Origin of the sequence: Streptomyces sp. NBC_01233 (assembly GCF_035989305.1) — a bacterium.
Taxonomy (GTDB): Bacteria; Actinomycetota; Actinomycetes; order Streptomycetales; family Streptomycetaceae; genus Streptomyces.
The window spans coordinates 4,233,592-4,256,438 of sequence record NZ_CP108514.1 but is presented as its reverse complement, the minus strand read 5'-3'; the positions used below and the strand labels follow the sequence as shown (position 1 = coordinate 4,256,438).

The 22,847-nt window shown below is 72.3% G+C and carries 23 protein-coding genes; 16 read left to right on the top strand and 7 right to left on the bottom strand.

What is annotated here, in order from left to right:
- Nucleotides 1-145: 145 nt before the first annotated feature.
- From OG332_RS19995 to ygfZ, 6 genes are all read left to right on the top strand, one after another.
- On the top strand, nucleotides 146-844 hold the full coding sequence (locus OG332_RS19995) for a hypothetical protein (protein ID WP_327414771.1): 699 nt from the start codon (nucleotides 146-148) through the stop codon (nucleotides 842-844).
- Nucleotides 841-1,833, top strand: coding sequence for a hypothetical protein (locus OG332_RS19990; protein WP_327414770.1), 993 nt, complete (start codon nucleotides 841-843; stop codon nucleotides 1,831-1,833). The genes OG332_RS19995 and OG332_RS19990 overlap by 4 nt, the downstream gene beginning before the upstream one ends.
- Nucleotides 1,830-2,729, top strand: a complete 900-nt coding sequence (locus tag OG332_RS19985) for a hypothetical protein (protein ID WP_327414769.1) — start codon at nucleotides 1,830-1,832, stop codon at nucleotides 2,727-2,729. The genes OG332_RS19990 and OG332_RS19985 overlap by 4 nt, the downstream gene beginning before the upstream one ends.
- Nucleotides 2,730-3,035: 306 nt before the next feature.
- Complete coding sequence (locus tag OG332_RS19980) at nucleotides 3,036-3,608, top strand: FABP family protein (RefSeq protein ID WP_327414768.1); 573 nt, start codon at nucleotides 3,036-3,038, stop codon at nucleotides 3,606-3,608.
- Nucleotides 3,609-3,686: 78 nt separating this feature from the next.
- Complete coding sequence (locus OG332_RS19975; RefSeq protein WP_327414767.1) at nucleotides 3,687-4,151, top strand: Fur family transcriptional regulator; 465 nt, start codon at nucleotides 3,687-3,689, stop codon at nucleotides 4,149-4,151.
- Between the two features lie 21 nt (nucleotides 4,152-4,172).
- Nucleotides 4,173-5,141, top strand: a complete 969-nt coding sequence (gene ygfZ, locus OG332_RS19970) for a CAF17-like 4Fe-4S cluster assembly/insertion protein YgfZ (protein ID WP_327414766.1) — start codon at nucleotides 4,173-4,175, stop codon at nucleotides 5,139-5,141.
- Between the two features lie 4 nt (nucleotides 5,142-5,145).
- On the opposite strand, the gene dtd is transcribed toward ygfZ, so the two are convergent.
- Complete coding sequence (dtd, locus tag OG332_RS19965; RefSeq protein ID WP_319724899.1) at nucleotides 5,146-5,571, bottom strand: D-aminoacyl-tRNA deacylase; 426 nt, start codon at nucleotides 5,569-5,571, stop codon at nucleotides 5,146-5,148.
- Between the two features lie 136 nt (nucleotides 5,572-5,707).
- Here dtd and OG332_RS19960 point away from each other — a divergent pair, with 136 nt between their 5' ends.
- The 3 genes from OG332_RS19960 (at nucleotide 5,708) to OG332_RS19950 (ending at nucleotide 8,617) form a co-directional block, all read left to right on the top strand.
- Nucleotides 5,708-6,307, top strand: a complete 600-nt coding sequence (locus OG332_RS19960) for an RsiG family protein (protein WP_327414765.1) — start codon at nucleotides 5,708-5,710, stop codon at nucleotides 6,305-6,307.
- 46 nt (nucleotides 6,308-6,353) lie between these two features.
- The gene (locus tag OG332_RS19955; RefSeq protein WP_327414764.1) at nucleotides 6,354-7,598 is read left to right on the top strand and encodes a GNAT family N-acetyltransferase; all 1,245 of its coding nucleotides are present in this window, start codon (nucleotides 6,354-6,356) and stop codon (nucleotides 7,596-7,598) included.
- A 257-nt stretch (nucleotides 7,599-7,855) separates the two neighbouring features.
- Entirely contained in the window at nucleotides 7,856-8,617 is a 762-nt protein-coding gene (locus OG332_RS19950) for a putative protein N(5)-glutamine methyltransferase (protein ID WP_442816182.1), read from the top strand.
- 65 nt (nucleotides 8,618-8,682) lie between these two features.
- Here OG332_RS19950 and OG332_RS19945 read toward each other — a convergent pair whose 3' ends face one another.
- Nucleotides 8,683-10,278 carry an alpha/beta hydrolase gene (locus tag OG332_RS19945; RefSeq protein WP_327414763.1) on the bottom strand — a complete coding sequence of 532 codons (1,596 nt, stop codon included), beginning with the start codon at nucleotides 10,276-10,278 and terminating at the stop codon, nucleotides 8,683-8,685.
- 194 nt (nucleotides 10,279-10,472) lie between these two features.
- On the opposite strand from OG332_RS19945, the gene OG332_RS19940 reads away from it, so the two are divergent.
- From OG332_RS19940 to OG332_RS19930, 3 genes are all read left to right on the top strand, one after another.
- Nucleotides 10,473-10,874, top strand: coding sequence for a helix-turn-helix domain-containing protein (locus OG332_RS19940; RefSeq protein WP_327414762.1), 402 nt, complete (start codon nucleotides 10,473-10,475; stop codon nucleotides 10,872-10,874).
- Between the two features lie 23 nt (nucleotides 10,875-10,897).
- Nucleotides 10,898-11,428: a hypothetical protein gene (locus OG332_RS19935; RefSeq protein WP_327414761.1), complete on the top strand. Its 531-nt coding sequence runs from the start codon at nucleotides 10,898-10,900 to the stop codon at nucleotides 11,426-11,428.
- 142 nt (nucleotides 11,429-11,570) lie between these two features.
- Nucleotides 11,571-11,915 carry a DUF2516 family protein gene (locus OG332_RS19930; RefSeq protein WP_327414760.1) on the top strand — a complete coding sequence of 115 codons (345 nt, stop codon included), beginning with the start codon at nucleotides 11,571-11,573 and terminating at the stop codon, nucleotides 11,913-11,915.
- 36 nt (nucleotides 11,916-11,951) lie between these two features.
- Here OG332_RS19930 and OG332_RS19925 read toward each other — a convergent pair whose 3' ends face one another.
- The 3 genes from OG332_RS19925 to OG332_RS19915 form a co-directional block, all read right to left on the bottom strand.
- Nucleotides 11,952-13,340, bottom strand: a complete 1,389-nt coding sequence (locus OG332_RS19925; RefSeq protein WP_327414759.1) for a PP2C family protein-serine/threonine phosphatase — start codon at nucleotides 13,338-13,340, stop codon at nucleotides 11,952-11,954.
- A gap of 668 nt (nucleotides 13,341-14,008) precedes the next feature.
- Nucleotides 14,009-15,139, bottom strand: a complete 1,131-nt coding sequence (locus OG332_RS19920; protein WP_327414758.1) for a C40 family peptidase — start codon at nucleotides 15,137-15,139, stop codon at nucleotides 14,009-14,011.
- 205 nt (nucleotides 15,140-15,344) lie between these two features.
- A complete protein-coding gene (locus OG332_RS19915; protein WP_327414757.1) occupies nucleotides 15,345-16,178 on the bottom strand; it encodes a class I SAM-dependent methyltransferase in 834 nt (277 codons plus the stop codon).
- A gap of 234 nt (nucleotides 16,179-16,412) precedes the next feature.
- Between OG332_RS19915 and mshA the strand changes: the two genes are divergently transcribed.
- A complete protein-coding gene (gene mshA, locus OG332_RS19910; protein WP_442816181.1) occupies nucleotides 16,413-17,795 on the top strand; it encodes a D-inositol-3-phosphate glycosyltransferase in 1,383 nt (460 codons plus the stop codon).
- Nucleotides 17,788-18,279, top strand: coding sequence for a YbjN domain-containing protein (locus OG332_RS19905; RefSeq protein WP_327414756.1), 492 nt, complete (start codon nucleotides 17,788-17,790; stop codon nucleotides 18,277-18,279). The genes mshA and OG332_RS19905 overlap by 8 nt, the downstream gene beginning before the upstream one ends.
- A 66-nt stretch (nucleotides 18,280-18,345) precedes the next feature.
- Here OG332_RS19905 and OG332_RS19900 read toward each other — a convergent pair whose 3' ends face one another.
- Nucleotides 18,346-19,668 carry an MDR family MFS transporter gene (locus tag OG332_RS19900; RefSeq protein ID WP_327414755.1) on the bottom strand — a complete coding sequence of 441 codons (1,323 nt, stop codon included), beginning with the start codon at nucleotides 19,666-19,668 and terminating at the stop codon, nucleotides 18,346-18,348.
- Nucleotides 19,669-19,822: 154 nt separating this feature from the next.
- On the opposite strand from OG332_RS19900, the gene OG332_RS19895 reads away from it, so the two are divergent.
- On the top strand, nucleotides 19,823-20,581 hold the full coding sequence (locus OG332_RS19895; protein ID WP_327414754.1) for a phosphoglyceromutase: 759 nt from the start codon (nucleotides 19,823-19,825) through the stop codon (nucleotides 20,579-20,581).
- Between the two features lie 83 nt (nucleotides 20,582-20,664).
- Here the strand turns inward: OG332_RS19895 and OG332_RS19890 are convergent, their stop codons facing one another.
- Nucleotides 20,665-20,832 carry a hypothetical protein gene (locus tag OG332_RS19890; RefSeq protein ID WP_327414753.1) on the bottom strand — a complete coding sequence of 56 codons (168 nt, stop codon included), beginning with the start codon at nucleotides 20,830-20,832 and terminating at the stop codon, nucleotides 20,665-20,667.
- A 1,194-nt stretch (nucleotides 20,833-22,026) separates the two neighbouring features.
- On the opposite strand from OG332_RS19890, the gene OG332_RS19885 reads away from it, so the two are divergent.
- Complete coding sequence (locus OG332_RS19885; protein WP_327414752.1) at nucleotides 22,027-22,833, top strand: arylamine N-acetyltransferase family protein; 807 nt, start codon at nucleotides 22,027-22,029, stop codon at nucleotides 22,831-22,833.
- The last annotated feature ends 14 nt before the right edge of the window (nucleotides 22,834-22,847 follow it).

Here is a 22,847-nt window from a genome sequence, read left to right as displayed (position 1 = left end):
GGAACACGAACAGACCACCCCTGAGCAGCGGAATGCGGGGGAGGTCGGGGCAGATCCGCACGTTCCGGATGCTCCGGAATCCCCGGACGCCCCGGGTGCACCGGGTGCACCGGTCGCTCCGGCCCTGCGGCCCCGCCGGGGCCGTATGACGATCCTGATCGCGGGCGCGGCCGTGCTCGGCGTGCTCGCCGGGACGGTCACCGGCTATGCCGTCCAGTACCACCGCGAGCCCACGCCCCTGGTGCCGCTGGCCCAGCAGGACGTGAAGGGCCCGAAGCCGCTGGCGGTCAATGACACGACGACCCTGCGCTCGATCAACGCGAACCGCTGGCACAAGGCGGACGAGGACCTCGTCAAGAAGCTGGTGGAGGTCCCCGGCGGCGCCCAGAACGTCTTCTCGGGCCTGCAGTCCCCGGACGAGTTCTCCATCGACCACTTCGAGGATCCGTCCGGTGGGGTCGGCGGCCTCATCGCCGACGACGTCAGGCGGATCGCCGCCGTCCACTGGTCCGTGGACGACCGGGACTTCGTCGAGATCACCCTGCTCCAGTTCCAGAACCGCAGTGGGGCCGAGGGCTTCCAGTCGGGCGTGAACCGCTACATGCCGACGAAGAAGTTCGCGGGCAACAGCGGCCGGGAGGTTCCGGGCGTTCCCGAGGACTTCGGCCAGCTGTGGATCGACTCCGAAGCCGACGAGAAGCCCGGCTACCACCCGCTCCGCAGGGGCACCGCGATCGTCCGCCGCGGCGACATCGTCATGCACCTCCAGTACACGAACAACCGCGGCAAGGTCGACGAGAACGTCGTCGCCGAGCTGGCCAAGCGACAGATGGAGCGGCTGTGAGCGAGCGGCAGAACGTGACCGGCCCTGTCGAGGACGGCACGCCCGAGCCGGCCGTGCCCGAGGCCGTGGCACCGGAGCCCGACGCGCCGCAGCCGGTCGTGCCCGAGGCCGTGGTGCCCGAGGCCGTGGCGCCGGAGCCGGTCGCGCCCGAGCCCGCCGTGGCCCCGGCCGCCGCGCCTGAGGCCGTCGCGCCCGTGCCCGCCGTGGCCCCGGCCGTCGTGCCCGCGCCCCTCCAGGAGGCCGCGCCCGCGCGCAAGGCGAACCGCAGGACCGTCCGGCTGGTGGCGGCCGCCGTGGGCGCCGTCGTCCTCGCGGGCGGCGGCCTGTGGGCCGCGGCCGCACTCGGCGATGCCGACCGGACCGCGCCCACGCGCTACTGGCTGGCCGCGGACGCACCCATCGCCGAGCCGGGCGAGGCGCCGTCCGTACCGGCCAACGAACTCCAGGGCAAGCTGCTGCCGGTCCCCAAGAACTACTGGCTCGGCCCCGACATCGACGCCGAGGGCAACAACTACTTCATCTCGGGCGAGCGGGCGCTGCAGATCGCCAAGGAGGACCGCACGGGTCTCTCCGGCGACGAGCGCGCGGAGCGCGACAAGGCCCTCGCCGGCCTGAAACTCAACGGGGTGGCCGGGCGCAGCTACGCCACGCGCCACGGCGCCGGTGCGTCGGTGGTCGAGATCCAGCTCATGCAGGCGGATCCCCAGCAGCTCGCCCAGTTCGGCGAGTTCGCCAAGAAGATCATCTCGCTCGTCGACGCCGACGGGAAGGCGCCCAAGGTGGACGGCTTCCCGGACGCCAAGTGCATGCTGAGCCCCCTCGTCCGGGAGAAGGACGAGAAGATCGACGCCCTCGACTGCCTGGCCGTCCAGGGCGACGTGATGGTGAGCTTCCGGGTGTACGGGTCCGGGGACTTCCTGCCCAATGACGCAGCGGCCCTGTTCAAGGAACAGCTGAACCACCTCAAGTCCCCCGGAGAGTCCGCGTGAGCGAGCAGAACACCATCGACGCGACCCCCGCGGCCGCGGCCGGGGCGGCGGTCGAGGACGCGCCGGCGCCCGGCCCCTGGGCGGCACCGGAGACCCCGCCCAAGGACCGGCGCCGGCTGTTCGCCGCCCTGCGCTGGACCGCCGCCGTCGCCGTCTTCGCCGTCGTCGGCGCGGGCGTCGCGTACGGGATCACCCGGCCCGCGCGCACCGACATCCCCGGCCTGTCCACCGAGAGCGACGGCCGCTGGACGTTCCCGGCGCTCTCCAGGCCCGCGCTGCCCGCGGGCGCCCCCCTGGTCCAGGGCCCGGACAACAAGGACGAGACGCACTACGCGGTGCTCTCCGGCCTGCTCCTGCCCGCCCCCGAGGGAGCGAGGACCGACGACGCGTTCAAGGTGGACAAGGGCGGGGCGGTGTCGGTCGACGCCTTCCTGGAGGAGTACACCCCCGAGGCCCGCGAGAAGCTGAAGCAGCAGCTCGAATGGGACGGGCTGCGCCAGATCACCGGCCGCGGCTGGACCATGGCGGACGGCACGCGTACCCACGTGTACCTGCTGCGCTTCCACGCGTCGGGCTTCGTGGACGCCTTCAAGGGCTGCACGTTCAACGCGCCGCTGGACGGCGTCTCGGCCCTGGACCTGGACGACGTCTGGAACAAGGCCAAGAACACGCAGGCCAGCAGCCTCCCGATGGGATTCCCGGGGTCGGGCGTGATCGGCGAGCGCGAGGTCACCGTGTACCAGGAGGTCCCGCCTGTCCTCGGCGACGAGCAGACCAAGCTCGGCTGCCTCCAGGCGGGTGACGTCCTGGGCATGGTCGTCCAGACCCGCAAGGGCGAGGTGGCCCCCGTCCCCTTCCACCAGACCGTGCTGCTGCAGGGCCAGCTCCTGAGCTGACCGCCGGGGCCGGACCCCGGGGCCCGGCCCCGGCCGACCGCCGTGGCGACCGGTACGGCCCACCTCACACCGTGCGCCGGTCCCCGGGCCAGTAGGCTTGGGGACCGGCCCCGTACCGCCCCCGAAACGATTCCGAGGAGCACCCCGTGCTTGAGGCAGTCTTCACCTCCCTGCTGATCCTGGTCTGCGTCGGCGTCATGGCCTTCACCGGCCTGGCCGTCAAGAAGCTGTACCAGGGTCAGCGCTGAGCATCGGCTCGGCAGACCGCCCCGGAACCCCTCCCACAGATCGCCTGAGCAGCCATTCATGATCCAGATCCCGTCCGACCTGAACCCGGGCCTCGTCCCCCTCGCCTTCCTCCTCGGCAACTGGGAGGGTGCGGGAGTCTTCGACTTCCCCGGTGAGGAGAAGTGCAACTTCGGCCAGGAGGTCGTCTTCAGCCACGACGGCCGGGACTTCCTGGAGTACACCTCCCACACCTGGGTCCTCGACGCCGAGGGCAACAAGGTGCGGCCGCTGGAGTCCGAGTCCGGTTACTGGCGCATCGACAAGGACCGCAAGGTCGAGATCGTCATGGTCCGCGACCAGGGCGTCGTCGAGATCTGGTACGGCGAGCTCGCCGACCAGAAGCCGCAGATCGACCTCGTCACCGACGCGGTCGCCCGCACCGCGGCCTCCGGCCCGTACAGCGGCGGCAAGCGGCTCTACGGCTACGTGAAGAGCGACCTCATGTGGGTCGGCGAGAAGGCCACCCCCCACGTCGAGCTGCGTCCGTACATGTCGGCCCAGCTGAAGAAGGTCGTCACGCCCGAGGAGGTCGCCGAGATGGCGCGCAACCTCCCCGACATGCCGGACGACGGCATCGCCTTCTTCCGCTGAGCGCAGCGTCCACAGGCTGTGCACGAAAGGGGACCGCGGGCTCGCCCGCGGTCCCCTTCGCACACATACACTGGCGGAGTGGTGAGCACCGAGAGCACCGATGGAACCCCAGGCCTTGACTGGAAGAGCGACCTGCGGCAGCGCGGATACCGGCTGACACCGCAGCGCCAGCTCGTGCTGGAAGCGGTCGACGCGCTGGAGCACGCGACCCCGGACGAGATCCTCGTGGAGGTGCGCAAGACCGCCTCCGGGGTCAACATCTCCACGGTCTACCGGACCCTGGAGCTCCTGGAGGAGCTCAAGCTGGTCTCGCACGCCCACCTCGGGCACGGGGCCCCCACCTACCACCTCGCCGACCGGCACCACCACATCCACCTGGTCTGCCGCGACTGCGGCGACGTCATCGAGGCGGACGTGGACATCGCCGCCGAGTTCACGGCCAAGCTCCGTGCCACCTTCGGTTTCGAGACCGACATGAAGCACTTCGCGATCTTCGGCCTGTGCAAGAAGTGCGCCGCCCGGCAGCGTGCCGCCCAGGCGTAGCCGGGTCGTACGCTTGGTCCCATGACCAGCAGCCCCTTGCTCCATCTCCCCGGCGCCGTGCAGGCCGAAGGCCGCGACGAGGGCGTCGCCGCCCACTACGGCGAGCTGTACGGCGAACAGCGCTCCCTCGCGGACGGGCGCGGCTTCGTCGACCTCTCGCACCGCGGGGTCGTCACCGTCACCGGGCCGGAGCGGCTGAGCTGGCTGCACCTGCTGCTCACCCAGCACGTGACCGGGCTGCCGGCCGGGCAGGCCACCGAGGCGCTGATCCTCTCCGCGAACGGCCACATCGAGCACGCGCTCTACCTCGTCGACGACGGCGAGACCACGTGGGCGCACGTGGAGCCGGGCACCCAGGGCGAGCTGATCGCCTATCTGGAGTCCATGAAGTTCTTCTACCGCGTCGAAGTCGCCGACCGCACCGAGGAGTACGCGGTCGTGCACCTGCCGGCCGGCTCCATCGCCGAGGTCGCCAAGGAGCACGTCGTACGGGAGACCGCGCACGGCCGCGACGTCTTCCTGCCCCGCGCCGAGCTGGAGTCCTTCGCCGCCTCGCACGGCCCGGCCGCGGGCCTCCTCGCCTACGAGGCCCTGCGCGTCGAGGCGCACCGGCCGCGGCTCGGCCTGGAGACCGACCACCGGACCATCCCGCACGAGCTGGGCTGGATCGGCACCGCCGTGCACCTGCAGAAGGGCTGCTACCGCGGGCAGGAGACGGTGGCCCGCGTCCACAACCTGGGCAAGCCCCCGCGCCGCCTGGTCTTCCTGCACCTGGACGGCTCGGAGGTGCTGCTCCCGGCGCACGGCGCCCCGGTCCGGCTCGCCGCCGACGGGGAGGAGGGCCGCCAGCTGGGCTTCGTGACCACCGCCGTCCGCCACCACGAGCTGGGCCCGATCGCGCTCGCGCTGGTCAAGCGGAACGTGCCGGTCGACGCCCCGCTGCTGGCCGGGAAGACGGCCGCCGCACAGGAGGTCGTCGTGGCCCCGTGAGGGGTCAGACGTCGATGACGATGGTGAACGGGCCGTGGTTGGTCAGCGAGACCCGCATGTCCGCGCCGAACCGGCCCGTCTCCACCGTCGCGCCCAGCGCGCGCAGCTGCGCCACGACCTCGTCGACCAGCGGCTCGGCCACCGGGCCCGGCGCCGCCGCGTTCCACGTGGGGCGGCGGCCCTTGCGGGCGTCGCCGTAGAGCGTGAACTGGGAGATCACCAGCAGCGGCGCGTTCACGTCGCTGCAGGACTTCTCCGCCTCCAGGATCCGCACCGACCACAGCTTGCGGGCCAGCACCGCCGCTTTCTCCGGCGTGTCGTCGTGCGTCACCCCCACCAGCACGCACAGTCCCTCGCCGACGATCTCGCCCACGGTCTCGCCGCCCACGACGACGCTCGCGCCGTCCACCCTCTGCACCACAGCTCGCATACCACCTGTGTACCAGCCGTGCACCCGTCCGGGGCCGATCGGGTGGAGTGGGACTGCACCGGGGCCACGGAGAGTGGCACGATGCACGCAGGCGGTGCGGGTGCGCCGCACCGGTCGAGGGGACGGACTCGTTCGTATGAATACTTCTGGTACCTCCGTACCTGCATCACCCGCTTCCATCGCAGCTGCCGCGGTACGACCGCCCGCGCAGCGCACGGCCGAGACCCAGGGGACGCCGACCCCGACCACCGCGCTCGGGCTGCCGGAACTGCGCGCTCTGCGCCGCGACGCGCAGCGCGACGAGGCCGATCTGAGCTACGTGCGCAGACTGCTCCAGGGCCGCATCGACATCCTGCGCGCCGAACTCGCCCGGCGCAGCGACCCCGGGCTCGCCCGCCGGACCGACCCCGAGGCGCCGGTGGTGGACCGGCTCTCGGTGATCCTCGCCGACGCCCCCTCCAGCCGCAGCGCCTCCGCCCGGCACGTCACGCTCGGCACCCCGCACAGCGAGGAGTACCGGCTGCTGGCGGCGGAGATGCTGGCCGACGTGGAGCTCTCGGACCTGGGCGCCCGCACGGACGGTGAACTGCACGACGGGATGGGGCGGCTGGTGCGGTACGAGCAGCAGGTCTCGCGGCGCCGGCAGCAGCTTCAGTGGACGGTGGACGACTGCAGTGCGGAGATCACCCGGCGCTACCGGGAGGGAGAGGCGCAGGTGGACGACCTGCTGGCGTAGGAAATTCGGGCGACTGGCGCCGGTCGGGCGGTTAGCGTGGCCCGCTATGAGTGCTGACGTCCGGCCGATCGCCGAATCCGAACTCCCCGACTGGCTGCGAACCGTGAACACCGGGTTCCTGAGCACGGCCCGAGACACCGACTCGGACCTGGCCCAGCGGGTCAAGCACAACGATCTCGCCCGCACCCAGGGCGCGTTCGACACCGACACCGGCCGTTGCGTGGCGGCCTTCCGGTCCTTCGCGCAGCAGCTGACCGTGCCCGGCGGGGCCGCCGTCCCCTCCACCGCGATCTCCAACGTGGGCGTGCTGCCCACCCACCGCCGCCAGGGTCTGCTGACCCGGATGATGGCCGCCGAGTTCGCCGCGGCCGGGGCGCGCGGTGACGTGCTGGCGACGCTGATCGCAGCCGAGTACCCGATCTACGGGCGGTACGGGTTCGGGCCCGCCACCTCCCTCGCGGAATGGGAGATCGACGTACCGCGCACCGGGCTGGACCGGCGGCTGTCGGTGCCCGCGGACGGCGGGCGGATCGACCTGGTGGACGAGGCCGAGGTCCGGCAGGTCGGCCCGGAGCTGCACGAGCGGCTGCGGGCGCGCACGCCCGGCATGATCGACCGGAGCGAGCGCCACTGGCGCTTGAGGACCGGCCTGGAGCAGATCTCGTACCGCCCGTACAAGGAGAAGTTCTTCGCGGTGTACCGCACGGCGGAGGGGGAGGTGGCCGGGCTGGTCGCGTACCGGGCCGACGACCACTGGACGGACGCGAAGGTCCCGCAGAACACCGTGCAGGTCCACGACCTGCTGGCAGCCACCCCGCAGGCGGAGCGGGCGCTGTGGCAGTTCCTGTGCTCGATCGACTGGGTGCTGAAGGTCCGCACGGGCTACCGGGCCCCCGACGACCTCGTCCCGCAGCTGCTGCCCGACCCGCGTTCGGCCCGGATCGTCACCTCCGCGGACTTCCTGTGGGTGCGGGTGCTGGACGTCGTACGGGCGCTGCGCGCACGGACGTACGAGGTGCCCGGGGTGCTCGTGCTGGAGGTCGCCGACGGGACGGGACCGGCGGCCGGCCGCTACTGGCTGGACGCGGGCACCGGCGCGTGCGAGCGGACCGAGGAGGCGGCGGACCTGCGGCTGGACGTGTCCGTGCTGGGCTCCCTGTACCTCGGCAACGAGTCCGCGGTGCGGCTGGCCGCGCTCGGGCGGGTGACGGAGGAGCGGCCGGGGGCGGTCGCGCTGGCGGACGCGGTGTTCCGTACGGCCCGCCGGCCGTGGTGCCCGGACATCTTCTGACCCGTCCCGTCCACCGTCCCCTTCACCGTTCCCTTCCCCCTCCGGTCACCACCGCGGAGCCGCCGCCGGCGGACTCGGGGTCGGGCTCGCGCAGCTCGTCGTACGGGAGCAACTGGGGCCCGCCGGGCGGCAAGGGCGTTGCGGGCAGGGGGTTCGTGGTCGAGGGCGACCGTATTGTCGTAATGGACGTCCTTGCGGATCCGGCCAGGCTGGAGCGCATCGACGTCATCGTCTTGGAAAACTGAGGACTGAGGTTTTTGACGTCACTTGTGGGGTCCCTGCGCGCGGCCGGCTGTGTCTTCGCGGAGGAGGAGGCGGAGCTGCTGAGCGGCGCCGCCCGGGACGACGGCCACCTGGCGGAGCTGCTGGCCCGCCGGGTGGGCGGCGAGCCCCTGGAACACGTCGTGGGCTGGGCGGAGTTCTGCGGTCTGCGCATGGAGGTGGGCGCGGGGGCCTTCGTACCGCGCCGGCGCACCGAGTTCCTGGTGCAGGAGGCGGTGGGGTTGGCCCGGCCCGGTGCGGTGGTGCTCGACCTGTGCTGCGGGGTCGGCGCCCTGGGCGCGGCGGTGGCGGCGCAGGTGCCGGGCGGTGTGGAGCTGCACGTGGCGGACATCGACCCGGCGGCGCTGGGGTACGCGCGGCGCAACGTGGCCCCGTACGGCGGCCGGGTGTGGGAGGGCGATCTGTACGCCGCGCTCCCGGAGTCGCTGAAGGGCCGGGTGGACGTGTTGGTGGTCAACGCCCCGTACGTGCCGACGGAGGAGATCGGCCTGATGCCGTCGGAGGCGCGGGACCACGAGCCGCTGGTCTCGCTGGACGGCGGGGCCGACGGCCTCGACATCCACCGCCGGGTCGCGGCGGGCGCCGTGCCGTGGCTGGTCCCGGGGGGTCACCTGCTCATCGAGACGAGCGCCCGCCAGTCCCCGTCGACGGCCTCGGCCCTGGCGTCGGCGGGGCTCGCGGTCCGGGCGGTCACCTCGGAGGAGCTGTACGCGACGGTGGTGATCGGCACGGCCTGACCGGTGCCGTGCCCCTGAGGGGCGCCCCGGGCCGGGGCCGCCGGGCCGGGGCCGCCGGGCCGGCTTCAACGGCTGAGCCGAGGGGGTCCGTCTGCCGGGGGACCGGGGGCGAAGGGCGGAGCGTCCTGTTCGCACGTGGCGCCGACCGGGGGGAGGGCTCCGCCGAGGAAGTAGCGGACCGCGTGCCTGCTGACGCAACTGCTCGGATTGTCCAGTGCGGTGTGGCCGTATCCCTTGAGGGTGAGCAGGCGGGTGTTCGCGAGTTCCCGGGCCATGGCCCGACCTCCCCCGTACGGGGTGGCGGGGTCGTAGGTCGGATTGACGACCAGAACCGGGTGAGCGGTGGGGCGGTCCCAGGGGCCGGCATGGCGCGCCGCGGCGGTGGCCGGCCACGCCGCGCACGGCTCGTTGGCCCAGGCCCACCAGTGCCCGAGGTCCCCCGACCGTGCCGTGCTCAGCGTGTCGAGCACTGCGTACCGCCCCGGGTCACCGGGGTGGGGGCTTTCGGCACAGAGCACGCCGAGGGACTGTTCGAAGCCGGGATACGCCGGGGCGCCCGGAGGCGCCGGGGGTTCCTGCGGGGCGCGGCCCTCCCACAGGGTCTGCAGCGCTTCCGCCGTCTGGGTCCACCCGGGATGGACCGTGTAGAGGCCGCCCCGGACCTCGCTCACGGCTTTCGCGTACGTCCAGGAACCCACGGGCCGCGCCCTGAGCCTGCGCATCAACTCGGTGAACTTGGCGCGGGTCGCCGCCGGACGTCCTGCGGAGAAGGCACAGCGACCGGCCGGCGCACCCCCGCACAGGTCGAGGAACTGCCGAAGGGTTTCGGCCGATCCCCGATCCGACTCCAGGCGCAGGAAGGTGCTCAGCTCGGGCTCTTCCGCCGAACCGCCGTTCATCCAGGCCCGCGGATCGACGTTGCCGTCCAGCACCAGCCGGTCGACCCGGGACGGGAACAGGTTGGCGTACGTCGCCCCCAGGAGGGTGCCGTACGAGATGCCCCAGTAGCGCAAGTGCTCCTCACCCGCGGCCCGGCGCAGCCGGTCGAGGTCCCGGGCGACATCGGCGGTCGAGATGTGGCGCAGCAACTCCGGATCGTGGCGCTCGCAGCGCCGGCCGAGATCGGCGTACGCCGCGGTGAACGCCTTGCGCTGCTCCTCGCCCACGGGAAACGCGGGAACACGCGAGTGCCACGCGGTGGCTTCCTCCGCGGTGCCGAAACACCGCACCGGGGTGCTCTGTCCGACGCCGCGCGGGTCCCAGCTGATGATGTCGAACCGTTCCCGCAGCGGTGCGGGGAACTTCTCGTACAGCTCCGGCAGTCCTACGGTCCCCGCCCCGCCGGGCCCACCGGGGTTGAAGAACAACGACCGGGCCGGCCCACGGGGAGCCGTGGCCCTGTGCCTGATCACCGCCAGGTCGACGGTGCGCCACCGGGGGCGGGTGTGATCCAGCGGCACCGTGGTCGTGGCGCACTCGAATCCCCGCTGTGCTTCGCCCGTGCAGGGCTTCCACCGCAGCACCGTGCTCACGTCGCCGACGGGGGATCCCCCGCGGGACGGCTGGGCCGCGCCCGAACCCGACAGGACGGCGGTGGAGAGGAGCAGCGCCGCCGCGCACACGGCGCCGCGGTGTCGCCGCCTCGTCGCGACTGCTGGCATCGGCAGACCTTCCGGTGCGGGGTGTGCCGGCGCCATCCGTCGGCCGGCCCGTCAACATCCCATCGGCGGCGCCCGTACCGGGCAACCGGCGGGCGGCCGATCGGGTGGTCGCGGCGCGCTCGTGCGCGAGCGAGGTGGGAGATGTTGCAAGCGGCTTGCTTGCAAAAGTTAGCAAGGTGCGGCAGGATCGAAGCATGGCATCGCTCAACGTCGGAAATCTCGGCGAGTACCTCCGTGAGCAGCGTCGGCAGGCCCAGCTTTCGCTGCGGCAACTGGCCGAGGCGGCGGGGGTGTCGAATCCGTACCTGAGCCAGATCGAGCGCGGGCTGCGCAAGCCGAGCGCGGACATCCTGCAGCAGCTGGCCAAGGCGCTGCGGATCTCCGCGGAGACGCTGTACGTGCAGGCCGGGATCCTGGATGAGCGGGACCCGGACGAGGTGGAGACGCGAGCCGTCATCCTCGCCGACCCGAGCATCAACGAGCGGCAGAAGCAGGTGCTGCTCCAGATCTACGAGTCGTTCCGCAAGGAGAACGCGCTCGACGCGCCTGCCGCACCCGCCGAACCCGCCGACGAGATGCCGTCGAAGACGAACTGAAGTTGATCCGGGAGGACCAGCACATGGCCATCGCCGATGACCTGAAGAAGACCCTCACCGACCCCACCCCCCTCTACTTCGCCGCCGGCACGGCCGACCTGGCCGTGCAGCAGGCCAAGAAGGTTCCCGAGCTGATCGAGCAGCTGCGCGCCGAGGCCCCCGCGCGCATCGAGGCCGTGAAGAACACGGACCCGAAGGCCGTGCAGGAGGCGCTCACCGCCAAGGTCGCCGAGGTGTTCGGCGCCATCGACCCGAAGAAGCTAGGGGAGACCGCCCAGGACCTGGCGCTGCGCGGCGTGGGCGTGGCCGCGGAGTACGCGGTGCGCGCCAAGGAGACGTACGACAAGGTCGCCGAGCACGGCGAGCAGGCCGTGCGGACCTGGCGGGGCGAGTTCTCCGAGGAGATCGTCGACATCGCCGTGGCGGTGGAGCCGGCTGCCGACTCGGAGCCCGTGGCCGAGGCAGCCGGCGAGGAGAAGCCGGCCGCGAAGAAGTCCACCGCGCGCAGGACCTCGGCCAAGAAGGCCGCCGTCACCGCGGACGACGCGAGCTGAACCGGAACGGCATGAGCGACGGCGGGCCGGGCACCCTTCAGGGGCCCGGCCCGTTGAAGTTCGTGAGGGCGCCCGTGCCGGTAGCGTCGAGTCGTGCGGCATCGGAAGTGCGAAGCAGAGGCATGAGAAGGCGGTCGAAGCGATGTTGATGGACGGGTTCGATCGGGGCGTGCTCCCGCTGTTCGGGTACGCCATGCTGCTGCTCGCCGTCGCGGCCTTCGTGTTCGCGCTGCTGGCGCGCGAGGACGCGTACCGGGCGGCCGACAAGCAGACCAAGACCTTCTGGCTGGTCATCCTCGGCATCACCGTCGTGGTGGACGTGTTCCTGGGGATGCTCTTCCTGCAGATCGCCGGTCTCGTCGCGACCATCGTGTTCTTCGTCGACGTACGCCCCGCCCTCAAGCAGGTCTCGGGCGGCGGTCGTGGTGGCCGGCGCGGCGGAAGCAGCAGCGACGGCCCGTACGGGCCCTACAACGGCGGGCGGTAGCCCCCGCCCGGACCGCCGGGCTTACCCGCCCGGCGGTCAGCCCTCGGCGCGGGAGAGCAGGACCACGGCCACGTCGTCGGTGAGCTCGCCGCCGTTGAGGCGGCGGGCCTCGGTGACGGAGGCCTCCAGCAGGCCCTCACCGCTCAGCCCGCGGTCCAGGTGACGGTTGATCATCTCGACCATGCCGTCCTGGCCCAGCCGCTCCTTGCCCTCGCCGATCCTGCCCTCGATGAGGCCGTCGGTGTAGAGCATCAGACTCCAGCTGCCGCCGAGCTCGACCTGGCGGCGGGGCCAGCGGGCCCGGGGCAGCAGACCGAGGGCCGGGCCGCTGTTCTCGTACGGGAGCAGTCGCGCGCGGCGGCCCGGCCGTGAGATCAGCGGGGCCGGATGGCCGGCCAGGCACAGGCCCGCGCGGCGGCCGTCCGGCGCGATGTCGACCGTGCACAGCGTCGCGAAGATCTCCTCGTTCGGGCGCTCCACCTCCAGCACCTCCTGGAGGGTGGACAGCAGGTCGTCACCGCACAGGCCGGCCAGCGTCAGGGCGCGCCAGGCGATGCGGAGCTCGACGCCGAGGGCGGCTTCGTCGGGGCCGTGGCCGCAGACGTCGCCGATCATCGCGTGGACGGTGCCGTCGGGGGTGCGGACGGTGTCGTAGAAGTCGCCGCCGAGGAGGGCCCGGCTGCGGCCGGGGCGGTAACGGGCGGCGAAGCGGAGGTCGGAGCCCTCCAGGAGCGGTGTGGGGAGCAGGCCGCGTTCGAGGCGGGCGTTCTCCTGGGCGCGCAGTTTCGATTCTGCAAGCTTGTACTGGGCGATGTCGGCCCGTTTTCTCTCCACGGCGTAGCGGATGGCGCGGCTCAGCAGCCGGCCGTCCAGCTCGTCCCGGAAGAGGAAGTCCTGGGCGCCGACGCGGACGGCCTCGGCAGCGCGCTCGGCGTCGTCCTCGCCGGTGAGGACGAGGACGGCGTGCCGGGGCGCGATGCGCAGCACCTGGCGGAGGGCCGCCAGCCGGTCCACGGCGGTGGCCGTGGCGGAGCCGGCCGCTCCCGGCGCTGCCGGTGCCGCCGGTACTCCCGGCATGCGGGCACTGGCGTCCGGGAGGGACAGGTCGAGCAGGATGCAGTGCACGTCGGGGGTGAGCAGCCGCTCGGCCTCGGTGAGGTTGCGGGCGGTGCGGAGCCGGATGCGGTGGCCGTCGGCGTCGAGGATCTCGGGGACGGTGAGGCCGCCGGCCGGGTCGTCCTCGATGACCAGGAGGGTCAGCGGGATCGTGTGAGGGGTGGCTTGCGGGGTCGCCTGCGGAGTCGCTTGCGCGACGGCGGTGGCGGTGGCGGCGGGCGGTGCGGCGGGCGGTGCGGCGGTGTGCAGAACGGCCTGACCGCCCTCCGTGGCCGGGGTGTTCCTCTGCCGCGGTACGGGTACGGACATCGTCTCCGGTTCCTTCCCTCCCCCCGAGGGTGCGCTCGTCCGGCAGACCCTAGCGGTCCCGGCCCGGCGAGCGGAATGCCGTTCTTCGTCGGGGCCTCCGGCATATGCCGTTATCGCGGGGGAAAAACGTCCTCACTGGATGACAAAGGTCACGGCGGGGGTCGGGATCCGTCCCGCCTAACGAGACGTCCGACACACCCGCTTGGTTGCCTCACGCCTCAAACGCCGGCGGGGCTCCATTTCGGCCGTCCGGCGTTTGAGGACCGGGGTCCGGGGCGGAGCCCCGTTCTTTCGGCCTCGCCCGTGTCCGGCCGGCCGCAGGCGAGGGCCTCCGGCCCGATCCCTGGCCGACGCACGGCCTGTGCCGCCGTGACCGAGGCCGCCCCGCTCCCGGCCCACGGTCGACCCCCACGCTCCCAGCCGAAGCCCGGTCCGCGGCCCGCCTGCGAACGGGCGAGCCCTGGCCGGCGTACGGCCGGCGGCGCCCGCGCCAGGGCCCCGCACCGGCCGGTGTCCAGCCCGTGGCCGGCATGCGGCCAAAGGCCCGGGCATGCCTGGCCCGGGCCTGGCGGCCGGGGCTCAGGCGGCCGGGGGTCCGGCCGCGGCCCGGGCGGGATCGGGGCCGGGGCGCGGGCCGGGGGAGTGACGGTTCGGCTCCCCGCGAGGGGCTACGCGTCGGGGCGGACCACGGCCTTGATCGGCATCGAGCCCGCGCCCGCCATCGTCACGTTGCGGCCGGGGCGCGGGGCGTGGACCATCGCGCCGTCGCCGACGTACATGCCGACGTGGCTCGCGTCGTCGAAGTAGATGATCAGATCGCCGGGGCGCATGTCCTTGAGCGCGACCTTCGGGAGCAGCCGCAGCTGCTCCTGCGAGGTGCGCGGGATGCCGCGGCCCGCCGCCAGCCAGGCCTGCGAGGTCAGGCCGGAGCAGTCGAACGAGCCCGGGCCGACGGCGCCCCAGCGGTACGGCTTGCCTATCTGCGCCGTGGCGAACTGAACGGCCCGCTTGCCGGCGTCCGTCGCCTTGCCGTTGACGTCCTTCATCGCGCCCGTCGACAGCCAAGCGGTCTGCGCCTTGTACTGGGCTTCCTGCTCCAGCTGGATCAGCCGGGCCTTCTCCTCGGCCTCCAGCTTGCTCTCCAGCTCCTCCGCCGCCTTGATCTTCTCCTCGATCTGCTTCTTCGAGTCCTCCTGCTTGACCCGGTTGGCCTCCAGCGTCTTCCAGCGGTCACTCGCCTCCTGGGCGTAGCGCTGCAAGTCGCTCTGGGTCCGGCCGAGTTCGGAGAGGAGGTCCGAGGTGGCCTTCTCGCCCTGCCGCAGCCGGCCCGCCCCGTCGAGGAACTGGCCCGGGCTGTCGCTCAGCGCCAGCTGCGCGCCCGGCGGCAGTCCGCCCGAGCGGTACTGGGCGCGGGCGGCCGCGCCCGCACGGCTCTTGAGGGTGGTGATCCGCTCCTGGCCGGCGACGACCAGGTTGGCGATCTCGACGATCTTCTCCGACTGGGTCTTGGTCTCGGCCTCGGCGAGGTTGTAGGCGTCCGTGGCGGTGCCCGCCTGCCGGTAGAGCTCCTCGATGTCCTTGCGGACCTGCTCGAGGGACTTCCCGCCCGGCCCGGGCAGCGGAGCGGCGCGATCCCCGGGAGAGGCGGGTGCGGCGGGCGCAGTGGGCGCGCCCGGTGAGGCAGGTGCGGCCGGTGCCGCGTTCGCCATGCCCGTCGCGAGACCCGGCGCCGTCAGTATCGCCATCGCGCACAGCAGCACGAGCGAGCTTGCGCCACGTCGTCGCCTTACGGCCCCCATGGTCCCCCCAGGCACCCGGGTCAGACCTCGTATCAGATCTGACTATTCATCAGTAACTTCTCACTGCCATCGGGATGGTGCCACGAGTCGATGAATTCCGACAGCCTTGTGGTCTTTCCGATCTTGTCCGCCCCAACGGACGCCGTGTCCCGCCCCTCATGGATCAACGGCCCGCCCGCATCCCCGGTTCCCCACCGCACCGCATTCACCCCACCGGGCGCAACGCCTCCCAGCGCAGGGTCAGTTCCCCCTGCCGCCACCGTCCCGGCCCGTCCGCCAGCGGCCAGTCGACGGCCAGCGCCCGCGCCGTGCGGATCCACCGCTGCCGCGCTCCGTAAGAGGCGTACGGGGCCGCAGCCGCCCACGCCCGGTCGAAGTCGCGCAGGAACGCGTGCACCGGCTCGCCCGGCACGTTGCGGTGGATCAGCGCCTTCGGAAGCCGCTCCGCCAGGTCCGAGGGGCGCTCCAGGGAGCCCAGCCGGGTCGCGAAGGTCACCGTGCGCGGCCCCTCCGGGCCCAGCGCCACCCACACGTGCCGCCGCCCGATCTCGTCGCAGGTCCCCTCCACCAGCAGCCCGTCCGGGGCCAGGCGCGCACACAGCCGCGCCCACACCTCCGCGACCTGCTCCTCGTCGTACTGGCGCAACACGTTCGCCGCGCGGATCAGCGCCGGGCGCGCCCCGCCGTCCAGCGGAACCTCGAAGCCGCCGTGCCGGAAGCTCAGCCCCTCCCGCTCGTACGGCTTCGCCCCCGCCACCCGCGCGGGCTCGATCTCGATGCCGACCACCCGCACCCGAGGCGCCGCCTCCCGCAGCCGGGCCAGCAGCTCGACCGCCGTCCACGGCGCGGCGCCGTAGCCGAGGTCGACCGCGACCGGTGCCTCCGCGCGCCGCAGCGCGGCCCCGTGCGTGGCCGCGATCCAGCGGTCCATCCGGCGCAACCGGTTCGGATTCGTCGTCCCGCGCGTCACCGAGCCCACGGGGCGGCCAGGGACGCGACCGGGCGCGCGGCTGGTGGGCGGGGTGGTGCGGGAGGCCATGAGCCGAGGGTAAGCGGAGTGCACGCGCCGCATGAAAATCCGGCGGTGCCCCGAGAAAAACGGGGAAACCGCAAGGAAAACCGGAGACCCCGGAATGCGGGGGGCCGCCATCCGGGTTGCACTCCTTGCAGGGCGCCTCCCGCGCCCTCGTCGGTATGCCATCCAGTCACGCCGTCCGCCCTGCCGTCCGAGCGTCTTGTGCGCGCACCGTCCGAGCCGAGAGGAACTGCTCCCTTGAGCCAGTACGTGTCCCGCCTCGGCGGCAGCCTCAGTGGCCGTCTCGCCGCCGCCCGCGCCACCCGTCACGAGCCGCCGCGCCTGCGCCTGCCGGCCGTGGGCCACCACCGCAAGCCGCGCCGCGTGGCCATGCTCAGCGTGCACACCTCGCCGCTGCACCAGCCCGGCACCGGCGACGCCGGCGGGATGAACGTCTACATCGTGGAACTGGCCAAACGGCTCGCCGCGATCAACATCGAGGTCGAGATCTTCACCCGGGCCACCACAGGCGGGCTGCCGCCCGTGGTCGAGCTGGCCCCCGGAGTCCTCGTACGGCACGTGGACGCGGGCCCGTACGAAGGCCTCGCCAAGGAGGAGCTCCCGGCCCAGCTGTGCGCCTTCACCCACGGCGTGATGCAGGCCTGGGCCGGCCACCGGCCCGGCTACTACGACCTGGTCCACTCCCACTACTGGCTCTCCGGCCACGTGGGCTGGCTCGCCGCCGAACGCTGGGGCGTGCCGCTGGTCCACGCCATGCACACCATGGCCAAGGTCAAGAACGCGGCGCTGGCCGAGGGCGACACCCCCGAACCGGCCGCCCGCGTCATCGGCGAGACCCAGATCGTGGCCGCCGCCGACCGGCTCATCGCGAACACCGCCGAGGAGGCCGACGAGCTCGTCCGGCACTACGAGGCCGACCCCGGCAAGGTGGCCGTCGTCCACCCCGGCGTGAACCTCGACCGCTTCACGGTCGGCGACGGCCGGGCCGCCGCCCGCGCCCGCCTCGGTCTGCCGCAGGACGCCGTCATCCCGCTCTTCGCCGGGCGGATCCAGCCGCTGAAGGCCCCCGACATCCTGCTGCGCGCCGTCGCCGTCCTGGTCGACCGGGATCCCTCGCTGCGCCGCCGCCTCTTCGTCCCCGTCGTCGGCGGCCCCAGCGGCAGCGGCCTCGCCAAGCCGGAGGGCCTGCAGAAGCTCGCCGCGAAGCTCGGCATCGCCGACCTCGTGCACTTCCACCCGCCGGTGGCGCAGGACGGGCTCGCGGACTGGTTCCGGGCAGCGTCCGTGCTGGTCATGCCCTCGTACAGCGAGTCGTTCGGGCTCGTCGCGATCGAGGCCCAGGCCGCCGGCACGCCGGTGCTCGCCGCCGAGGTCGGCGGACTGCCCGTCGCCGTCAACGACGGGGTCACGGGGCTCCTCGTACCCGGGCACGACCCGGTGGACTACGCGCGGGAGCTGCGGCGCTTCGTGGACGATCCCGGGCTCGCGGACCGGATGGGCGCCGACGCGGCGCGGCACGCGCAGTTCTTCGGCTGGGACACCGCGGCGAGCGGCACGGCCGACGTCTACACGGGAGCCATGCATGATCACCGCCGTCGCGTACGCTCCCACCATGGCTGACGCTGACACCGCCGGGATCATCGAAAGCGCGCTCAACGGCGCCGAGCTGAGCTGGGAGAGCCCCGAGCCGGGCTCGTACGTCGTCCAGCTCCCCGGCACCCGCAAGCTGAGCACCACCTGCTCGCTGCGGATCGGCCGCCACTCGCTGTCGGTCAACGCCTTCGTGATCCGCCACCCCGACGAGAACGAGGCGGGCGTCCACCGCTGGCTGCTGGAGCGCAACCTCAAGCTGTTCGGGATGGCGTACGCGGTGGACCGCCTCGGCGACATCTACCTGACGGCCAGGCTCCCGCTCTCGGTCGTCACCGCCGAGGAACTGGACCGCCTCCTCGGCACGGTCCTGGAGGCGGCCGACGGCTCCTTCAACACCCTGCTGGAACTGGGCTTCGCGAGCGCGATCCGCCGCGAGTACGAATGGCGCGTCTCCCGCGGCGAACCGACCTTCAACCTCGACGCGTTCAAACACCTGACACAGCCGTCCTGACAGGTGGCCCCGCCGGCGTTCGAGGCGTGGGTCCGGGGCGGAGCCCCAGCAGCGGCGCAGGCCGCGTTACGCCTCCGTGGCAGCCGGAAGCGGCTTGTCTCCCGCTGCGGCAGCACCACCGGCCACGGCCACACCCGTACCCGCATCGCCCTCGGAGAGATTCCGCATCAGGAGCCAGTACCCCGCCGCCGCCACCGTCCCCAGGACACCCGTGGCCCCCCAGAGCCAATCCGCCCCGTACCGGTCGATCACGAAGCCGGCCATCAGCGGCGCCACCAGCGAGGCCACCGCCCAGGACAGGTTGTAGACCCCCTGGTAGCGGCCGCGCCCGTGCACCGGCGAGAGCCGCACGACCAGGCCCATCTGGGTCGGCGAGTTCACGATCTCCGCAAGCGTCCACACGCACACCGTCAGCGCGTACGCCCACACCGGCCCGGCGAAGGCCGTCAGCGCGAACCCGTACCCGGCCAGCAGTGCCGAGACCACCAGCAGCTTCTGCGGGTCGCGGCGCTCGATGAACGCCGTGACCGGTATCTGCAGCAGCACGATCAGCAGCCCGTTCACGGCCACCACCAGCCCGTAGTCCCCGGGGGAGAACCCGGCGGCGCCCATCGCGACCGGCAGGCCGACCGAGCCCTGCGTGAAGATCAGCGAGATCAGGAACGACAGCCCGACCACGCTCATGAACCGCCCGTCCCGCAGCACGCTCCCGAGCCCGATCGCCGGCTCCGCCCCGGTCGTGGCCCCGGCCGCGGCCGCCTTGCCGGCGGTGGCGGGCGCGCCGGGCCCGCCTTCGGGCCGGGACTCGGGCAGCTTCACGTACACGAGCACCGCGCACGTCAGCGTCAGCGCCGCCTCGCCCAGGAAGCCGGCCAGGTAGCTGTACTCCGCGATCACTCCCGCCGCCGTGGCGCTGACGGCGAAGCCGAGGTTGATGGCCCAGTAGTTGAGCGCGAAGGCCCGTACGCGGTCCTCCGGGCGGACGATGTCCGCCATCATCGCCGCGACCGCCGGCCGGGACGCGTTCGAGGTCATGCCGACGAGCATGGCCACCGCGGCGATCGCCGCCGGGTGCTCCATGAAGCCGAGCAGCGCCACCGAGAACGCGGTCGAGGCCTGGGCCGCCAGCAGCGTGGGGCGCCGCCCCAGCCGGTCGGTCATCACGCCCGCGACGAGCGAGGAGACGACACCGCCGAGCCCGTGGAGGGCGACCACGAGTCCCGCGAAGGAGGCCGAATAGCCCCGGTCCAGGGTCAGGTACAAGGTCATGAAGGTGGCGACGAAGGCCCCGAGCCGGTTGACGAGCGTGCTCGTCCAGAGCCACCAGAAGGCGCGGGGCAGACCCGAGACGCTCTCCCGGGCGGCCCGTCTCAGACTGGCAGCGGACATAAGGGATCCCCCCGAGGCGTAAGTGTCGCTTGAGCAGGGGGCACATTACGAGTGACGGGCCTCCGGGCGCCACTCGATTGACGTGCGACGTCAATCGGAGGACCGCCCCGCCTCGCGCGCGAGCGCCCCCCGCCCGTCCATTAGGCTCGTACGCATGGCCGACGCACCGTACAAGCTGATCCTCCTCCGCCACGGCGAGAGCGACTGGAACGCGAAGAACCTGTTCACCGGCTGGGTGGACGTCAACCTCACCGAGAAGGGCGAGAAGGAGGCGGTCCGCGGCGGTGAGCTGCTGAAGGACGCCGGCCTGCTGCCCGATGTCCTGCACACCTCCCTCCAGAAGCGCGCCATCCGCACCGCGCAGCTCGCGCTCGAGGCCGCGGACCGCCACTGGATCCCGGTGCACCGCTCCTGGCGCCTGAACGAGCGCCACTACGGTGCGCTCCAGGGCAAGGACAAGGCGCAGACCCTCGCCGAGTTCGGCGAGGAGCAGTTCATGCTGTGGCGCCGCTCGTACGACACCCCGCCGCCGGTCCTCGAGGACGGTACGGAGTTCTCGCAGTCCGAGGACCCGCGCTACGCGTCGATCCCGAACGAGCTGCGTCCGCGCACCGAGTGCCTCAAGGACGTCGTCGAGCGCATGCTGCCGTACTGGTACGACGGCATCGTCCCGGACCTGCTGGCCGGCCGCACGGTGCTGGTCGCCGCGCACGGCAACTCCCTGCGCGGTCTGGTCAAGCACCTCGACGGCATCTCGGACGCCGACATCACGGGCCTGAACATCCCGACCGGCATCCCGCTCGTCTACGAACTGGACGCCGACTTCAAGCCCCTCAAGCCGGGCGGCACCTACCTCGACCCGGCCGCGGCCGCGGCCGCCATCGAGGCCGTCAAGAACCAGGGCAAGAAGTAACCCGAACGCACGGAACAGCCCCCACCTGCCGACTTCGGCAGGTGGGGGCTGTCTTCTGTCGCGGGGGGCGTCTCCGGGCCGTGCTACAGCCGCTTGAACGAGAGCTGGAGTGCCACGAGGAGTGCGACGGGCGCCACCAGTTCGGGCGGTGCGCCGGCCGAGCCGGCCAACGCCGCGCCACCTGCGCCGAGGAGTACGAGCGGTAGTTCCCGTACTCGGACGTCGATCCTCAGCCCACGCTGTGAGAACATGGATTCCTTCCGTTGAGCGGTCAGTTCTGCTGGATACAGGACAAATTGGACGCGGAGATGGAACGTAAGGCCGCCTCCTGCCAGAGGCGGCCTTTTCCGCGTTTGAAACTGTACTCACAGCCTGATAGGACCCGCAAATTCCCTGGTGAATGGCGGCGCCTTGCCTAAATGGAGTCGGTGATCGTGAGTCTCGGTGGGCCTCGGTAGGCGGTGATGTGCCTCGGTGAGCCTCGGCGAGTCGACCCCCGCCTCGCGGCCTGACCTGGGGTGGCGAAACCCTGCATAAGCTGGCGCACCCATGGCGAAGGGTGGCGCTTAGTCGCGGGGACCAGCGGTTCGCGGAGCATGAATTTCGAGCATTTCCCGCCTGATTTCCGAGCCCCCATTTTTCCCTGATTAATGTCCGCGTTAGTGGTGTCGATTTGTTTCGCGATGAGTGGTGCGCCGCTTATATCGCCCGCATCGTTCGGCTTCTACTGGTGGGCATCAGATGTGCGTACACCCGGAGGGTGAGGCCCGGATCCGTGTGGCCCAGGTATTCAGCCAGGGCTTTTACGTTCTCCCCTGCGTCCGGCAGCACCGATCGATCGCGTCCACGTCGACGCGGCCCCAAGGCGATCGGGCCGCGCACGAACCGAGCTCGGTAGCGGAGCCCGGATCCGTGGCGCCCGGTCTTGACCTCGACGGGCTTGCGGCCGGACCCGGGCTCGAACTCGTACCGGCGACGGGGGCAGGTGGACGGCGGCGGTTTCCGCCCAAAGCCGCTCCGCCGACATCCTCTTGTCGCTACGCTTTGCGGGAGCACGAGCCTTCCAACGCGGGCATGCAACGAGTGCTTCGCCTTGGAGAGCAACCGAGGTTCAGGACCCAGACCGGATGCGGTCGGACTGAGCTCTCGGTTGGGCTGGTTCGACCACTGGACGAGAGTGGCGGATCGCGTGGACGGTATTGCACTCCTCATGCTCGGCATGGCCGGGCTCGGTTCGGCAGGGATCTATGCGGCCCGGTCCCTTCTGGATCAGCTCCCCGATCTCATCGAGGCATGGCGCAGGGTACGGAGCGCCTGGCGAGGAGATGATCAGGCCTGATGCTGCCCCTCAGAGCCGGGCCCTCTGCGGGCCGGGCCGGGCTGACGGCGGGCCTAGGTCCAATGGCGCATGGCGCGGCGGCCGGGCGGTCGCAAGAGTGGCGGCCATGGAACCTCTCGGCACCGCCCGCACCGACGCCTACCTGCGCCGCCTGGGAGCGGCGCGCCCCGCCCGGCCCACGGCCGCCTCGCTGCGCGAACTGCACCTGCGCCACCTGCGCACCGTGCCGTTCGAAAACCTGTCGATCCACTTGGGCGAGGACCTCGTGCTCACCCGGGACGCCGTCTTCGACAAGATCGTGACCGCCCGGCGCGGCGGCATCTGCTACGAACTGAACGCCGGATTCGCCGAGTTGCTGGGCGCTCTCGGCCACCGGGTGGAACTCCTCCAGGCCCGCGTGTACGGCAAGGACGGCGCGCTGGGCGTCCCGTACGACCACCTCGCGCTGCGCGTCGACGGGCGCTGGCTCGCGGACGTGGGCTTCGGCGACCACACCGCACACCCGCTCGACCTGGACGAGCCGGGGGAGCAGAAGGATCCCGGCGGGGTGTTCCTCGTCCGGCCGGCCCGGGCCGACGGGGAGGGCGCCGGCGGCGACCTCGATGTGCTGCACGACGGCGTGCCGGTGTACCGGCTGGAGACCCGCCCCCGCGTGCTCGCCGACTTCCGGACCGGCGCCTGGTGGCACCGCACCAGTCCGGAGTCCGGCTTCACCAAGGGCCCGGTGTGCTCGCGCCTCACCGAGGACGGCGGCCGGATCACCCTGCGGGACCACACCCTCATCGCCACCTCGGCGGACGGCGACCGCACGGAGGAGGAGCTGGCGACCGACGAGGAGGTACGGGCCGCCTACCGCACCGAGTTCGCCATCGTGCTCGACCGGCTGCCCGTGCCGCTGCACCCTCGGCCCTGAGCCGATCGGCCGCG

Excerpts from the sequence above, each read along its gene's own strand:
- OG332_RS19995 (WP_327414771.1), top strand. The coding sequence starts at position 146 with ATGACGATCCTGATCGCGGGCGCGGCCGTGCTCGGCGTGCTCGCCGGG.
- OG332_RS19980 (WP_327414768.1), top strand. The coding sequence starts at position 3,036 with ATGATCCAGATCCCGTCCGACCTGAACCCGGGCCTCGTCCCCCTCGCC.
- ygfZ (WP_327414766.1), top strand. The coding sequence starts at position 4,173 with ATGACCAGCAGCCCCTTGCTCCATCTCCCCGGCGCCGTGCAGGCCGAA.
- dtd (WP_319724899.1), bottom strand. The coding sequence starts at position 5,571 with ATGCGAGCTGTGGTGCAGAGGGTGGACGGCGCGAGCGTCGTCGTGGGC.
- OG332_RS19960 (WP_327414765.1), top strand. The coding sequence starts at position 5,708 with ATGAATACTTCTGGTACCTCCGTACCTGCATCACCCGCTTCCATCGCA.
- OG332_RS19955 (WP_327414764.1), top strand. The coding sequence starts at position 6,354 with ATGAGTGCTGACGTCCGGCCGATCGCCGAATCCGAACTCCCCGACTGG.
- OG332_RS19945 (WP_327414763.1), bottom strand. The coding sequence starts at position 10,278 with ATGCCAGCAGTCGCGACGAGGCGGCGACACCGCGGCGCCGTGTGCGCG.
- OG332_RS19940 (WP_327414762.1), top strand. The coding sequence starts at position 10,473 with ATGGCATCGCTCAACGTCGGAAATCTCGGCGAGTACCTCCGTGAGCAG.
- OG332_RS19935 (WP_327414761.1), top strand. The coding sequence starts at position 10,898 with ATGGCCATCGCCGATGACCTGAAGAAGACCCTCACCGACCCCACCCCC.
- OG332_RS19930 (WP_327414760.1), top strand. The coding sequence starts at position 11,571 with ATGTTGATGGACGGGTTCGATCGGGGCGTGCTCCCGCTGTTCGGGTAC.
- OG332_RS19925 (WP_327414759.1), bottom strand. The coding sequence starts at position 13,340 with ATGTCCGTACCCGTACCGCGGCAGAGGAACACCCCGGCCACGGAGGGC.
- OG332_RS19920 (WP_327414758.1), bottom strand. The coding sequence starts at position 15,139 with ATGGGGGCCGTAAGGCGACGACGTGGCGCAAGCTCGCTCGTGCTGCTG.
- OG332_RS19915 (WP_327414757.1), bottom strand. The coding sequence starts at position 16,178 with ATGGCCTCCCGCACCACCCCGCCCACCAGCCGCGCGCCCGGTCGCGTC.
- OG332_RS19905 (WP_327414756.1), top strand. The coding sequence starts at position 17,788 with ATGGCTGACGCTGACACCGCCGGGATCATCGAAAGCGCGCTCAACGGC.
- OG332_RS19900 (WP_327414755.1), bottom strand. The coding sequence starts at position 19,668 with ATGTCCGCTGCCAGTCTGAGACGGGCCGCCCGGGAGAGCGTCTCGGGT.
- OG332_RS19895 (WP_327414754.1), top strand. The coding sequence starts at position 19,823 with ATGGCCGACGCACCGTACAAGCTGATCCTCCTCCGCCACGGCGAGAGC.
- OG332_RS19890 (WP_327414753.1), bottom strand. The coding sequence starts at position 20,832 with ATGTTCTCACAGCGTGGGCTGAGGATCGACGTCCGAGTACGGGAACTA.
- OG332_RS19885 (WP_327414752.1), top strand. The coding sequence starts at position 22,027 with ATGGAACCTCTCGGCACCGCCCGCACCGACGCCTACCTGCGCCGCCTG.